Source organism: Nocardia sp. SYP-A9097, assembly GCF_009649815.1.
In the GTDB taxonomy this organism is placed as follows: domain Bacteria; phylum Actinomycetota; class Actinomycetes; order Mycobacteriales; family Mycobacteriaceae; genus Nocardia.
In genome coordinates this window covers 1-12,373 of the sequence record NZ_WJIC01000001.1, presented here as the reverse complement: position 1 = coordinate 12,373, position 12,373 = coordinate 1, and the positions used below count along the sequence as shown (strand labels likewise).

14 protein-coding genes and 1 pseudogene are annotated in these 12,373 nt (G+C 66.7%); 7 read left to right on the top strand and 8 right to left on the bottom strand.

Going from position 1 to position 12,373, the window contains the following annotated elements; genetic code table 11:
• Positions 1-75: 75 nt before the first annotated feature.
• A complete protein-coding gene (locus tag GFY24_RS00075) occupies positions 76-1,242 on the bottom strand; it encodes an ArsA family ATPase (RefSeq protein ID WP_153802900.1) in 1,167 nt (388 codons plus the stop codon).
• A 2-nt stretch (positions 1,243-1,244) separates the two neighbouring features.
• Positions 1,245-2,264 carry an ArsA-related P-loop ATPase gene (locus GFY24_RS00070; protein ID WP_309230229.1) on the bottom strand — a complete coding sequence of 340 codons (1,020 nt, stop codon included), beginning with the start codon at positions 2,262-2,264 and terminating at the stop codon, positions 1,245-1,247.
• Positions 2,265-2,488: 224 nt separating this feature from the next.
• On the opposite strand from GFY24_RS00070, the gene GFY24_RS00065 reads away from it, so the two are divergent.
• From GFY24_RS00065 to GFY24_RS00055, 3 genes are all read left to right on the top strand, one after another.
• A complete protein-coding gene (locus GFY24_RS00065; RefSeq protein WP_153802898.1) occupies positions 2,489-2,653 on the top strand; it encodes a DUF4177 domain-containing protein in 165 nt (54 codons plus the stop codon).
• A complete protein-coding gene (locus tag GFY24_RS00060) occupies positions 2,653-3,120 on the top strand; it encodes a RidA family protein (protein ID WP_153802897.1) in 468 nt (155 codons plus the stop codon). Before GFY24_RS00065 ends, GFY24_RS00060 begins: the two co-directional genes overlap by 1 nt.
• Positions 3,121-3,201: 81 nt before the next feature.
• Positions 3,202-4,011 (top strand): MBL fold metallo-hydrolase, encoded by an 810-nt coding sequence (locus GFY24_RS00055; protein ID WP_153802896.1) that lies wholly within the window; start codon positions 3,202-3,204, stop codon positions 4,009-4,011.
• 61 nt (positions 4,012-4,072) lie between these two features.
• Here the strand turns inward: GFY24_RS00055 and GFY24_RS00050 are convergent, their stop codons facing one another.
• A complete protein-coding gene (locus GFY24_RS00050) occupies positions 4,073-4,747 on the bottom strand; it encodes a Crp/Fnr family transcriptional regulator (protein WP_019044571.1) in 675 nt (224 codons plus the stop codon).
• A gap of 272 nt (positions 4,748-5,019) precedes the next feature.
• Positions 5,020-5,262, bottom strand: a complete 243-nt coding sequence (locus GFY24_RS00045) for a hypothetical protein (RefSeq protein WP_153802894.1) — start codon at positions 5,260-5,262, stop codon at positions 5,020-5,022.
• 115 nt (positions 5,263-5,377) lie between these two features.
• Between GFY24_RS00045 and nth the strand changes: the two genes are divergently transcribed.
• The 4 genes from nth (at position 5,378) to GFY24_RS00025 (ending at position 8,913) form a co-directional block, all read left to right on the top strand.
• A complete protein-coding gene (nth, locus tag GFY24_RS00040; RefSeq protein ID WP_309230405.1) occupies positions 5,378-6,154 on the top strand; it encodes an endonuclease III in 777 nt (258 codons plus the stop codon).
• A 323-nt stretch (positions 6,155-6,477) separates the two neighbouring features.
• The gene (locus GFY24_RS41545) at positions 6,478-6,975 is read left to right on the top strand and encodes a TlpA family protein disulfide reductase (RefSeq protein ID WP_375335979.1); all 498 of its coding nucleotides are present in this window, start codon (positions 6,478-6,480) and stop codon (positions 6,973-6,975) included.
• Positions 6,976-7,009: 34 nt separating this feature from the next.
• On the top strand, positions 7,010-7,723 hold the full coding sequence (locus GFY24_RS00030) for a CoA pyrophosphatase (protein WP_153802892.1): 714 nt from the start codon (positions 7,010-7,012) through the stop codon (positions 7,721-7,723).
• Positions 7,720-8,913: a MarP family serine protease gene (locus tag GFY24_RS00025; RefSeq protein WP_153802891.1), complete on the top strand. Its 1,194-nt coding sequence runs from the start codon at positions 7,720-7,722 to the stop codon at positions 8,911-8,913. Before GFY24_RS00030 ends, GFY24_RS00025 begins: the two co-directional genes overlap by 4 nt.
• Before the next feature lie 45 nt (positions 8,914-8,958).
• On the opposite strand, the gene GFY24_RS00020 is transcribed toward GFY24_RS00025, so the two are convergent.
• From GFY24_RS00020 to GFY24_RS00005, 4 genes and pseudogenes are all read right to left on the bottom strand, one after another.
• A complete protein-coding gene (locus tag GFY24_RS00020; RefSeq protein WP_375335990.1) occupies positions 8,959-9,903 on the bottom strand; it encodes an alpha/beta fold hydrolase in 945 nt (314 codons plus the stop codon).
• A 32-nt stretch (positions 9,904-9,935) separates the two neighbouring features.
• Positions 9,936-10,451, bottom strand: coding sequence for a phage holin family protein (locus tag GFY24_RS00015; RefSeq protein WP_153802890.1), 516 nt, complete (start codon positions 10,449-10,451; stop codon positions 9,936-9,938).
• Positions 10,452-10,493: 42 nt separating this feature from the next.
• A complete protein-coding gene (nhaA, locus tag GFY24_RS00010) occupies positions 10,494-11,720 on the bottom strand; it encodes a Na+/H+ antiporter NhaA (RefSeq protein ID WP_375335978.1) in 1,227 nt (408 codons plus the stop codon).
• 282 nt (positions 11,721-12,002) lie between these two features.
• Positions 12,003-12,373 (bottom strand): annotated as a pseudogene (locus GFY24_RS00005) (acetyl-coenzyme A synthetase); the annotation flags it as partial.

Sequence of the window (12,373 nt, the reverse complement as noted above, 5' to 3'; positions counted from 1 at the left end):
AACGGGCAGAACAGGCAAATCCTCCAGCGCGATTCAGGGGGGTTGCGTACTTACGCCAACTGCGGCGCAAATGCGTCAGGCGGACCTGTGGGCCCCCGCCTCGGCCAGCTGCGCACCGACCGCGCGCAACGCCTCGACATCGGCGACCTCGAACGGCAGTGCCGTCACCGCCGCGATCGGCACGCTCGGGTGCGCGCCGGTGAATCGGTGCAGCAGATGCTGTTCCCGCTTCGCGGTCACCGCCCGCTGCGCGTGAATCCGCAGTACGGCAGCGGCCAGCGCGGCCGGGGTCTCGGATTCGCCGTTCACCGATGCCTCGGGTACCAGCTTGTCGGCGGCCACCTGCGCCTGCTCGGCCGAGAGCGAACTCAGCACCGGATGCGTGCGATTGAGCACCAGACCGGCCAGGGGCATCTTGTCGGTGGAGAGCCGGTCCACGAAGAACGACGCCTCACGCAGGGCATCGGGTTCGGCCGCCGCCACCACGATGAAGTGCGTGCCGGGCCGGGACAGCATGGCGTAGGTGCGATCCGCGCGATCCTGGAAACCGCCGAACATGGATTCGAGGGACTGCAGGAATACCGAGGCGTCCTTGAGCAGCTGTCCGCCGACGATCGTGGACACACCGCGCAGCGCCAGGCTCATCGCGCCGGCCACCAGCTTGCCCACGCCCCGGCCCGGCGCCATGATCACGCGAATCATCTTGCCGTTCAAAAAATTGCCGAGTCGCTTGGGCGCGTCGAGGAAATCCAGGGCGTTCCGCGAGGGCGGCGTATCGACCACGATGAGGTCCCACTCGCGCTTGCTCGCCAGCTGGCCGAGCTTCTCCATGGCCATGTATTCGGAGGTGCCACCGAAGGACGAGGCCACCGTCTGATAGATCGGATTGGCGAAGATCTGCTCCGCCTTGTCCGGGCTGGTGTGCTCGAGCACCATGTCATCGAAGGTGCGGCGCATATTCAGCATCATGGCGAAGAGCTCGCCCTTGACGCCGGCGTCCAATTCGACCTTCTGCGGGGTGTTTCCGAGATCGCTCACCCCGAGCGACTGCGCCAGCCGGCGCGCCGGATCGATGGTCAGCACCACGACCTTGCGGCCCGCCTCGGCGGCGCGCAGCGCGATGGCCGCGGCGGTGGTGGTCTTGCCGACGCCACCCGACCCGCAGCACACCACGATGCGGGCGGTCGGATCGGCGATCATCTTCGAAATGTCCAGGGGGACGGTATCGGCCGGAACGATCATGGTCAGCGAACTCCCTGCGCGCTCAAAACTTCGGCCAGCTCGTACAGCCCACCCAGATCCATGCCGTCGGCCAGTGCGGGCAGGTAGAGCCGCGAGATATCGACCTGCGCCAGGTCGGCGGCGTTCTCGTCCTGCGCGTGCAGGCGGGCGGAGTGCTCCAGGGTTTCGGCGACCAGACCCTGGAAGTCGTTCTCGGACAAGGTGATTCCCGCTTCGGCGAGTCCGGTGCGCAACGCCTCGGTGTCGAATTCGCCGGCGGCGGCCTTCTCTCGCAGGGCGCGCGGGAGGTAGCTCCCATCGGCGCGGTTCACGATGACCGTGCCGATATTCAGATCATTGGCGGTGAGTTCGGCGACCGCGTCCGCGGTCTCCTGCACCGGCAGCGCCTCCAGCAGCGTGACCAGATGAATCATGGTCTGCGGCGAGTGCAGCAGCTTCGAAACACCCTCGGCCTGAGAGGCGATCGGCCCACCGCCCGCGATCTCGGCCATGGCCTGGGTGACATCCAGGAAGCCGGCGATCCGCCCGGTAGGCGGTGCGTCGATGACTATTTCGTCATAGGCCGGTTTACCCGCCTTGTCGACGCGCACCGCGCACTCTTTGATCTTGCCGGTGAGAATGACGTCCCGCAGACCGGGCGCGATGGTGGTGACGAACTCGATGGCACCCACGCGGCGCATGGCGCGGCCGGCGAATCCCAGGTTGTAGAACATGTCGAGGTACTCGAGGAAGGCGTGCTCCACATCGAGCGCCAGAGCCAGTACCTCACCCCCGCCGTCGGCGGTGGCGATGCGAGTCTCGGTGGGCGGCAACGGCGGCAGATCGAAGAGCTGCGCGATGGATTGTCTGCCCTCGACCTCGACCAGCAGTACGCGGCGGCCCCCCGCCGCGAGTGCCAGTGCCAATGCGGCCGCGACCGTGGATTTCCCGGTGCCGCCCTTTCCGGATACGTAATGCAGGCGGGCCTTGTCCGCCCGCTCCGGCCAACCTGCTTCGACCCCCGGCTCAACCGAAACGGGCACTGCTATCGGTACTCCCACGCTCGCGAGCCTATAACTCGTTCCTGGTTCGTGCCCAGAGGAGACACCGACTGTCTGATACACCACTCTGGAAATTTGGTTTTCCCGAGAGCGACTGCCCAAATGTTCGCGGCCGTCCCGCTTCTGGACTGAGTGGAGCGGGGGAGCGAAGTGGGACAGGGGGGCGCGAACACGCCCGGAGCGGAGCGCAGGGCAGAATGCACAGCATGAGTGAAGTGACCGCGTGGGAGTACGCAACCGTGCCGCTGTTGACGCACGCCACCAAGGCAATCCTCGACCAGTGGGGCTCCGACGGCTGGGAGCTCGTCTCGGTGCTGCCCGGCCCGACCGGTGAGCAGCACGTCGCCTACCTGAAGCGACCCAAGAACTGATGGCCGCCGCCACCGCCTGGGCGGAGAACCTGGAGAAGCTGGGGCTCACACTGCCCCCCGTGGCCGCGCCCGTGGCCGCGTACATTCCGGCGATTCGGACCGGCAATCTGGTCTACACCTCCGGTCAGCTGCCGTTCGTCGACGGGCAACTCGCCGCGACCGGCAAGGTCGGCGCGGAGGTCTCCACCGAGCAGGCCGCCGCGGCGGCGCAACTGTGCGCGCTCAATGCCCTTGCCGCCGTGCATGATCTGGTCGGACTCGACAATGTGGTGCGCATCGTGAAGGTCGTCGGCTTCGTCGCCTCCGCACCCGGATACAACGATCAGCCGGTCGTCATCAACGGCGCATCGAACTTCCTCGGCGAGGTCTTCGGTGATGCGGGCGTGCACGCGCGCTCCGCCGTCGGCGTCTCCGAACTGCCGAAGAACACTCCGGTAGAGGTCGAACTCATCGCCGAAGTTCGCTGACGCCTTCCTTTTTCGAGGAAGAGGTGGGGTGTGGTGAGTTCAACCCTGGACCCGCCACCCTCCCTGAGTTAGGACAGAAGCATGACCCTCACTCATCCCGCGTATGAGCAACGGCGGCAAGTGACTCCGTCCGCCGCCGTCGTGCTGGCGGACAATCCCAGCGGAATGACCTTGCAGGGCACCAATACCTGGCTGCTGCGCGCGCCGGGAAGCACGGAGTACGTGCTGGTGGACCCGGGGCCCAAGGATCGCAAGCACACCGAGGCACTGGTGCGCGAGACCGGCGGGAAGATCGCGCTCACGCTCGTCACCCATCACCATCTCGATCACACCGGCGGAATCGATCGCCTGGTCAAGGCCACCGGAACTCCGGTGCGCGCCAATGATTCCCAATTCCTGCACGGCTCCACCGCGGTGCTCGCCGACGGTGAGGTCATCGAGGCGGCGGGGCTGCGGATCACCGTGCTCGGCACGCCGGGGCATACCGAGGATTCGGTGAGCTTCCTGGTGGACGGGCCGGACGACGGGGACGCGGCACTGTTGACCGGCGACACCGTATTGGGTACCGGCACAACGGTGCTCGAATCACGCGACGGTGCACTCGCCGATTACCTGGAGTCGCTGCGGCGGCTGGCCGAGGCCGCGCCCGGCCGGGTGCTGCTGCCCGCGCACGGGCCGGATCATCCGGATGCCTTGCCGGTCATCGATTTCTACATCAAGCATCGCGAGGAGCGGCTGAACCAGGTTCGGGCGGCGCTGGCCGAGCTGGGGCCCGATGCCAAGGCGCTGCAAATCGTGGCCAAGGTGTACGCGGATGTGGACAAGCGGCTGTGGCCCGCCGCGCACAGTTCGGTCAATGCGCAGTTGGCGTATATCCGCGCGCAGGGTTAGCAAACACGTGGGGCCGGTCGCCAGCTCTGGTTGGCGACCGGTCCCCACGTATGAACTTTTGCTACCGGGCTCGTCTTGCCAGGCGCTCCGAGTCGGAGATGAGCACGCTCTTGCCCTCGAGTCGAAGCCAACCGCGATGCGCGAAGTCGGCCAGGGCCTTGTTCACGGTTTCGCGAGAAGCGCCGACCAGCTGGGCGATCTCCTCCTGGGTCAGGTCGTGGGTCACGCGCAGCGCGCCCGCTTCCTGGGTGCCGAAACGCTGTGCGAGCTGCAGCAGCGCCTTGGCGACACGACCGGGCACATCGGTGAAGATGAGGTCGGCCAGATTGTTGTTGGTGCGGCGCAGACGACGGGCAAGCACCCGCAGCAACTGCTCGGCGATCTCGGGGCGCTGATCGATCCATGCCTTGAGGGCGTCCCGATCCATGGTGACCGCGCGAACCTCGGTGACGGTGGTGGCCGTCGAGGTACGCGGACCCGGATCGAAGATCGACAGCTCGCCGAACATATCCGACGGGCCCATGATCGTCAGCAAGTTCTCGCGACCATCGGGTGAGCGGCGGCCGATCTTCACCTTGCCGGAGGTGATGATGTACAGCCGGTCACCGGGTTCGCCCTCGTTGAAGATGACGTGGCCGCGCGGAAAGTCCACGGGCTGAAGTTGTTTGGCGAGAGCCGCCACCGCGGTGGGCTCGACGCCTTGGAAGATGCCTGCTCTGGCGAGGGCCTCGTCCACGAATGTGCTCCTTATGGGAAATGGCTCTGTCCTGGACCGAAGCATTCGGCCGACAGTGCAGTCTACTTTGCAATACGCCCGGGTAGTGATAGACACCACGCGGCAGGGTCATTCTCCGACACGCAGAGTCCGATTACACGACACGCACCGTCGATCTCGCGACACGCAAAGTTCAACTCTAGCGACACGCCGTCAAGCCCATACAGGAAGATCGGAAACCGCCACTGACGGGCCGAATACCGGCGAAACGGTCAGCCGCGGGTACAAGCGGCTCAGCTCGCCTGCGCCACATCCAGGCCCTTGGCCGCTGGCCGGGCGCGCCGCGGACGTGCCGCGGCAGCGGGCAAACCCAGTTTCGTGAGGTCACTGACCTCGGCATTGGTGGCTCGATCCAGATACTGCTGAACCTCCGGATCCGGCTCGAGCAGCTTGCGAAGCCGGTTCTCGACACGTTCCATCACCAATGCGAACAGCATCAGCGCTATCGGAAACAGCACCACAGCGAGTCCTTGCATAGGGAGGAGTAAACACGGCGAAGGTCTCAGATGGAACACGGCGGGTACTCGGCCCGGTTGATGGGGCTTGCCGGTTCCGTAAGGTGGACGCGTGCGTGCCTCCCCACCCAGTCAGGTGACCTCTGCCCCTGGCGCAGTTGCGCCCACCGGCGGAAAAGCGAAGTCGCGCGCCAACGAGACGCACACCGGTCTCGTGCGCCGCGCTCGCCGGATGAATCGCACACTGGCGCTGGCCTTCCCCGGCGCGCACTGCGAACTCGACTTCACCACGCCACTCGAATTGGCCGTGGCCACAATCCTTTCCGCGCAGTGCACCGATGTCCGGGTGAACCTGACCACGCCCACGCTGTTCACCAAATACCGCAGCGCCCGCGATTACGCCGAGGCGAATCGCACCGAGCTGGAGGAGTACATCCGGCCCACCGGCTTCTACCGCAATAAGACGAATTCGCTGATGGGACTGGGGCAGGCGCTGGTCGAACACTATGACGGCGAGCTGCCGCACACGCTGAAGCAGCTGGTCGAATTGCCGGGCATCGGCCGCAAGACCGCGAATGTCATCCTCGGCAATGCCTTCGGTGTGCCCGGAATCACCGTCGATACGCATTTCGGCCGCCTGGTCCGGCGGTGGCAGTGGACCGACGAAGAGGATCCGGTGAAGGTCGAGCACATTGTCGGTGACCTCATCGAACGCAAAGACTGGACCATGCTCTCGCATCGGGTGATCTTCCACGGCCGCCGCGTCTGCCACGCTCGCAAACCCGCCTGTGGCGCCTGCGTTTTGGCGAAGGACTGCCCGTCGTACGGCGTCGGGCCGACCGATCCGGCCACCGCCGCAGCCCTGGTCAAAGGTCCGGAGACCGAGCATCTGCTCGAAATGGTGGGCCTGTGAGTTCTGCGGCTCCGCCCGAAAGCCCCGCTCGCCCACGGCCGCTCGACGCCGTGGGCGCATCTGACCGGACCGGGACTCGGCCGCCCGAATCGCTCCCGGGCTCCAGCGCCGACACGGTCATCGGCCGCGATCCGGTCCGCCCTTCCCGCGGCCCCGCGGTGATTCGTCGTACGCCGGTCCGGAATTCGTTCGGCCGCATCCGTTCTCGGCGGTGCGGCGGGTTTGTCGCGATCTGCGTCGCGCTCGTGCTGGCTATCGCGTCGTGTTCCAGCTCCGGCGATAGCGCGAGTAGTGGCTCGCCGGTGTCGGGGGGTGCGAAGCCGGTGTCCGCTGCTGAGCGGGCGCGGGCCGGGCTCGCGGACTGCTCTACTCCTTCGGGGGCAGCGGTGGGGGACAGTCCATTGCGCGGACTCACGCTCGAATGTCTCGCCGACGGCCGGTCGATGGATCTGACCGCCGCGCTCGCGGGCAAGCCCGCGCTATTGAATCTCTGGGCGTACTGGTGTGGGCCGTGTGCGGAGGAATTGCCGCTGCTGCAACAGTTCTCGGACCGCGCGTCCGAGTCGATCACCGTGCTCACGGTGCACAGTGATCCGGCGACCGCGAAGGGGTTGTCCCGGCTGACCGGGCTCGGTATCCATCTGCCCGGGGTGGCCGACCCGGATACCAAGGTGCGCAATGCCGTCGGCGCTCCGGCGGTGCTGCCGATCTCGGTGTTGTTGCGTGCGGACGGCACCGTGGCGAAACTCGTTGTGCGCCCGTTCAAGAGCGTCGACGATATTTCCGACACCGTCGCCGCCGAGTTGGGGGTGCGGGCGTGAGCGCCGGTGCTGTGGTTGAGCTGGGAGTGCAGGCATGAGACTAGAGGTGCCTACGGGCTCCATTCCGGAGTGGCTGCGCTCGGTGGCCGAACATGATCCGGCCGATCCGACCGGGATGAATCCGGTATTGCGGCGCTTCGCCTCCGCGGCCGTGCGGTCCCGTGAGGCCGCGGTGCTGGTGCTGTTCAGCGGCTCCGAGACCGGCGATCCGCAGGCGCTCGGCGGCCTACCGGGCGACGCCGATGTACTGCTGACCCAGCGCGCGGCGACCATGCGCACACACAGTGGGCAGGTGGCGTTTCCGGGCGGCGGGGTGGAGCCCGGCGACGACGGACCCATCGGCACCGCACTGCGCGAGGCGCGGGAGGAGACCGGATTGGATCCGCTCGGCGTGGAGCCGATCGCGGTGCTGCCCAAGATCTTCGTACCGCCGTCGCGGTTCGATGTGACACCGGTGGTCGCCTACTGGCGTACCCCCGGCGAGGTCGGTGTGGTGAGTGAGCACGAGGCGTCCCGGGTGGTCCGGGTGCCGATCGCGGACCTCGTCGACCCGGCCAACAGATTCGTGGTGCGGCATCCGCTCGGCTATATGGGTCCGGCGTTCGCGGTGGACGGCATGCTGGTGTGGGGCTTCACCGGGGGAGTGCTCGCCGGACTATTGGCGGTATCCGGGTGGGAATTGGAATGGGACCATCACGATGTGCGTGATCTGCAGGCCTCACTGGCCGCGGTAGGGATGACGTTATGAGCTCTTCGGCCTGGCTCGACCTCGGGATCCTGATTCTGGCGCTGCTCGCGGCCACCTCCGGGTGGCGGCAGGGCGCGGTCGCCTCGGCACTGGCCTTCCTAGGTGTGGTGCTCGGTGCGGTCGCGGGCATTCTCATCGCCCCGCACATTCTGATTCACCTGAGCGAGGGCCGTTCTCGGGTGCTGGTCGGCGTGCTGCTGATCGTGGCCCTGGTGATTGTCGGCGAGGTCGCGGGCATGGTGCTGGGCCGGGCCGCGCGTAGCGGTATGCGCGATCCGTTCACCCGCAGTGTGGACAGTGTGGTCGGCGCGGGCCTGCAGATGGCGGCCGTGCTCGCCACCGCGTGGTTGCTGGCGCTGCCCCTGGCGAACTCGTCGCAGCCGGGAATCGCGGCCGCGGTCAAGAACTCTCAGGTGCTGGTGAATGTGGACCATGTCGCGCCGGACTGGCTGCGACGGGTGCCGAACGAATTCTCCAACCTGCTCAATACCTCCGGGCTGCCGGATGTGATCGGACCGTTCGGGCGGGTGCCGATCGCCGCCGTGGAGCCGCCGGATGCCAGCGTGCTGCAATTGCCGGTGGCGCAATCGCTGCAATCGAGCGTGCTGCGAATTCGCGGTATCGCGCCCAGTTGTCAACGGCAGCTGGAGGGTTCGGGCTTCGTCGTCGCACCCGAGCGCATCATGACCAATGCGCACGTGGTCGCCGGTACCAGCACGGTCAGTGTGGATACCGCGCGCGGGTCGATGGAGGCGCACGTGGTGTTGTTCGACTCGTCCAAGGACGTCGCGATCTTGGCGGTGCCCGGGTTGAACGCGCCGGTGATTCCGCTGGCTCCGTCCGCCGCCAACTCCGGTGAGTCGGCGATCGTGCTCGGTTATCCGGGCGGTGGTCGCTACACCGCGAGTGCCGCGCGGGTGCGCGAGACCCTGGATCTCAAGGGCCCCAACATCTATCGCGACAATAATGTGCAGCGCGAGGTGTACACGGTGCGCGGGCAGGTGCGCGCGGGTAACTCGGGTGGTCCGCTGGTCGACACGGACGGAAATATCCTCGGCGTGGTCTTCGGCGCTGCCGTCACCGACGACGACACGGGGTATGTGCTGACCCTGGACGAGGTGCGGCCGGAAGTGAATGAGGCAGCGAGCGTTTCGACCCAGGTGGGCACCGGCACCTGCGTGCTCAGCTAGTCTCCGTCATCCCGGCGCGCTTTTGGCCGGGATGACGGATGAGCGTCAAGCCAGTAGCTTGGCCAGCTCCGCGGTGACGGCGGCCGGATTCTCCTGGTGCGCATAGTGTCCCGCGTCCGGGATGGCCACCACGCGGCGTTGCGGTGAGAGCTCCTGGCCCCGGCGAATGGTGCTCGCCAGGATGTAGCGGTCGCGGTCGCCGTAGAGGGACAGCACCGGGATGCCGATCGGTTCGCGCATGGTCTCCATGAAACGCGCACCGTCCGGCCGCCATTGGCTGCGGAAGGCCCAGCGCTGGTACTCCAGCGCACAGTGCGCCGCGCCCGGAATCCGGATCGCGGTGCGCATGCGCTGTACCGTGTCCGCGAAATCGGCTGTGCCGGACCAGTGTTCGCCCGCGCGCTGGCGCAGCAGGCGTTCGATCTCGGCCCCGTCATCGGTGGTGAGCAGGTTCTCCGGATAGCGGGGGAGCTGATAGCGCAGGAAATTGGGCAGCCACGCCGAGCGCTGCTTACCGTCGCGCAGGATGGAGCTCTTGAGCGCCGCCGGATGCGGTGAGCTGACCAGTCCGATGGCGCGCACCACGCGGGGTTGCAGTACCGCCGTCGCCCAGCACACCAGTCCGCCCTCGGCGTGGCCGACGAGCGTGGCCTCGGTGTGCCCGAGCGCGCGAATCAGTCCGGCGATATCACCGGCGAGGGTCCAGCCGTCATATCCGCGCGGGGGTTTGTCGCTGTCGCCGTAGCCGCGCAGGTCCACCGCGACGGCCCGGTAACCGCGCTCGGCCAGCGCGGTCAGCTGATGCCGCCACGACCACCAGAAATCACCGAAGCCGTGCAGCAGCACCACCAATGGCGTGTCCGGGTCGGCGAAGACCACGCCGCCCGCGGGCATGGCCTCTACGACATGGAAGCGAATGCCGTTGGCATGCACATCCCGATGGGTCCACGGTCCGTCGTAGCGGACTGCGGACGGATCCGGGGGCGAAATCGACGACACGCCGAGGGAGCGTAATCGAAGGTCTACAGCCGCGGCTTGCCGAGACCGGCTGTCGCGTCCTCGGAATGCTCACTCGCGGCGCCGAAACCGCTGGGCAGCAGCGTCTTCGCCTCCTTGAGCGATTCGATGGTCTTCTCCGGCGCGCGCAGCCTGCGCACCTTGAGATAGCCCAGCAGCGCCAGCGCCGCGGTGGCCACGATCATCAGCAGGAAGACGATGAGGAACGCCAGCCAGCGGTACACCCACACGTCCAGCAGTTCGGCGAGGAAGAAGAAAAAGAAGAAGGAGCTGAACAGCAGGACGGTCAGCGCGCCGATGAAGAAGACACTGCCCTGCAGGCCCTTCTTGACCTCACCGGTCACCTCGGCCTTGGCGAGCGCCACCTCGGCGCGCACCAGCGTCGACATCTGCTCGGTCGCGTCGCGGACCAGTGTGCCGATGGTCGCCGACTCGTGCGTATCGACATCGGACAGCGGAATCGAGGTGATGGTGCGGGTGCGATTCCCGTCTCGCCCGTTACCGCCCTGTGTGAAGCTCAATTGCTCGACCCTTCTCCATATCCCGGACTGCCCGGTGCGCTCTCACTCTTGTCCCTGCAGTGCCCGCTCGTCACGGCGTGCCTGGTGGGCACGGCCACGACGCAACAGTAGCGCCGAACCCGCCAGGGAAGCCGCCAAAGACGTCAGCAACACCGCTGCTTTCGCCAGTTCGACTTCGGAGCCGTCGCCGACGCCATCCAGTGCGAGTTCTGCCACCAAGAGGCTAACGGTGAAGCCGATCGCGCCTAGTACCGACAGGGCGAACATGTCCCGATAACCGAGATCGTCCGGTCGCTGCGCGATGCCCAGACGCACCGCGACCCAAGAGAATCCGAAGATGCCGACCGTTTTCCCGACCAGCAGGCCGACGATGATGGCCAGCGAGATCCGGTTGGTGAACAGCTCCGAGAAGACTTTGGAATCCAGTTTCACGCCGGAGGCGAAGAGCGCGAACAGCGGTACACAGATGGCCGCGGAGATGGGCTGGAAGAAGTGCTCCAGTTTGGCCGCGGGTACACAGTGCTCGTCTTCGTCGGCGTCCGGGCGCACTCGGGTGAGCAGTCCTAGCGCCACACCCGCCAGGGTCGGATGGATGCCCGCCTCGTGCAGTGAGTACCAGGCGAGCAGTGCCAGCGGGACATAGAGGAACGGCGTGCCGATCCGCTTCCACTGTCCGAGCGCCCACACCGCACAGCACACAATGGCGAGCAGCAGCCACAGCATTTTCAGTGTGGTGGTGAACAGCACCGCGATCAGGATGATGGCGATCAGATCGTCGACCACCGCCAGGCTCAGCAGGAACACCCGCGCGCCCGCCGGAATGCGGGAGCCGGTGAGCGCGAGCACGGCCAGCGCGAAGGCGATATCGGTGGCGACCGGGACGGCCCAGCCGCGATCCATCCCCTCCACACCCCAGCCGATACCGATGGCTATCGCGGCGGGCACGATTACACCGCCGATGGCGGCCAGAATCGGCAGGGTCGCACGCTTCGGGTCGGCGAGTTCGCCGACCACCAGTTCGCGTTTGAGTTCCAGGCCCGCGACGAAGAAGAAGATGGCGAGCAGACCGTCCTTGGTCCAGTCCGCGAGGGTCAGATTCAAATGCAGCGCGGGAATGTCGAGGTGGGTGTCGATCATCGTCGTGTAGCTCGCGCCCCACGCGGAGTTCACCCACAGCACCGCGGCCGCGGCCGCGATGAGAAGCAGTGCGCCACCGAAGGTTTCGGTCCGTAGATAGCGGGCGAGTTCGGAGCGCATCTGGGCAATCAAGGGTGCACCTTTCCGGGGCAGTACGGTCGACTGAACCAGCGGCGTGCGACGTCCACCAGGTGCGGTCGGCGCATACCGCATGCCGACCAGACTTCCCGGCACACCTTACGCAATTCTAACGGTCGAATTCCGGCATATCGGCAGGGGCACGCCGCCCGACCTGCGGGCGAAGGTGCTAATACGCGACCGCGCACCCGCGTGCGCGGAGTAATAGGTGCGCGGAAACGAACGGCCCCCGGGACCGATGGGTCGCGGGGGCCGAAGCTGTCGGTCGAACGCGCTCTACGACTTGCCGGCGCGAATGGCCTCGAAGACGTTGGGATCCACCAGGGTTGAGGTGTCACCCAGTTCGCGGCCCTCGGCCACATCGCGCAGCAGGCGGCGCATGATCTTGCCCGAACGGGTCTTGGGCAGCTCGGGCACCACGTGGATCTCACGCGGGCGCGCGATCGGGGAGATCTCGCGGGAGACCTCGGCCTTGAGCTCCGCCACCAGATCAGCGCCGGTGTCCTTGGCTTCGGCGGTCAGGATTACGAAGGCGACAATGCCCTGGCCGGTGGTCTCATCCGAGGCGCCGACCACGGCCGCCTCGGCGACACCGGAGTGACCGACGAGCGCGGACTCGACCTCGGCGGTGGAGATGCGGTGGCCCG

Coding starts and splice junctions, on each gene's coding strand:
- GFY24_RS00075 (WP_153802900.1), bottom strand. CDS start 1,242: ATGATCGTTCCGGCCGATACCGTCCCCCTGGACATTTCGAAGATGATC.
- GFY24_RS00065 (WP_153802898.1), top strand. CDS start 2,489: ATGAGTGAAGTGACCGCGTGGGAGTACGCAACCGTGCCGCTGTTGACG.
- GFY24_RS00060 (WP_153802897.1), top strand. CDS start 2,653: ATGGCCGCCGCCACCGCCTGGGCGGAGAACCTGGAGAAGCTGGGGCTC.
- GFY24_RS00055 (WP_153802896.1), top strand. CDS start 3,202: ATGACCCTCACTCATCCCGCGTATGAGCAACGGCGGCAAGTGACTCCG.
- GFY24_RS00045 (WP_153802894.1), bottom strand. CDS start 5,262: ATGCAAGGACTCGCTGTGGTGCTGTTTCCGATAGCGCTGATGCTGTTC.
- GFY24_RS00030 (WP_153802892.1), top strand. CDS start 7,010: ATGAGACTAGAGGTGCCTACGGGCTCCATTCCGGAGTGGCTGCGCTCG.
- GFY24_RS00025 (WP_153802891.1), top strand. CDS start 7,720: ATGAGCTCTTCGGCCTGGCTCGACCTCGGGATCCTGATTCTGGCGCTG.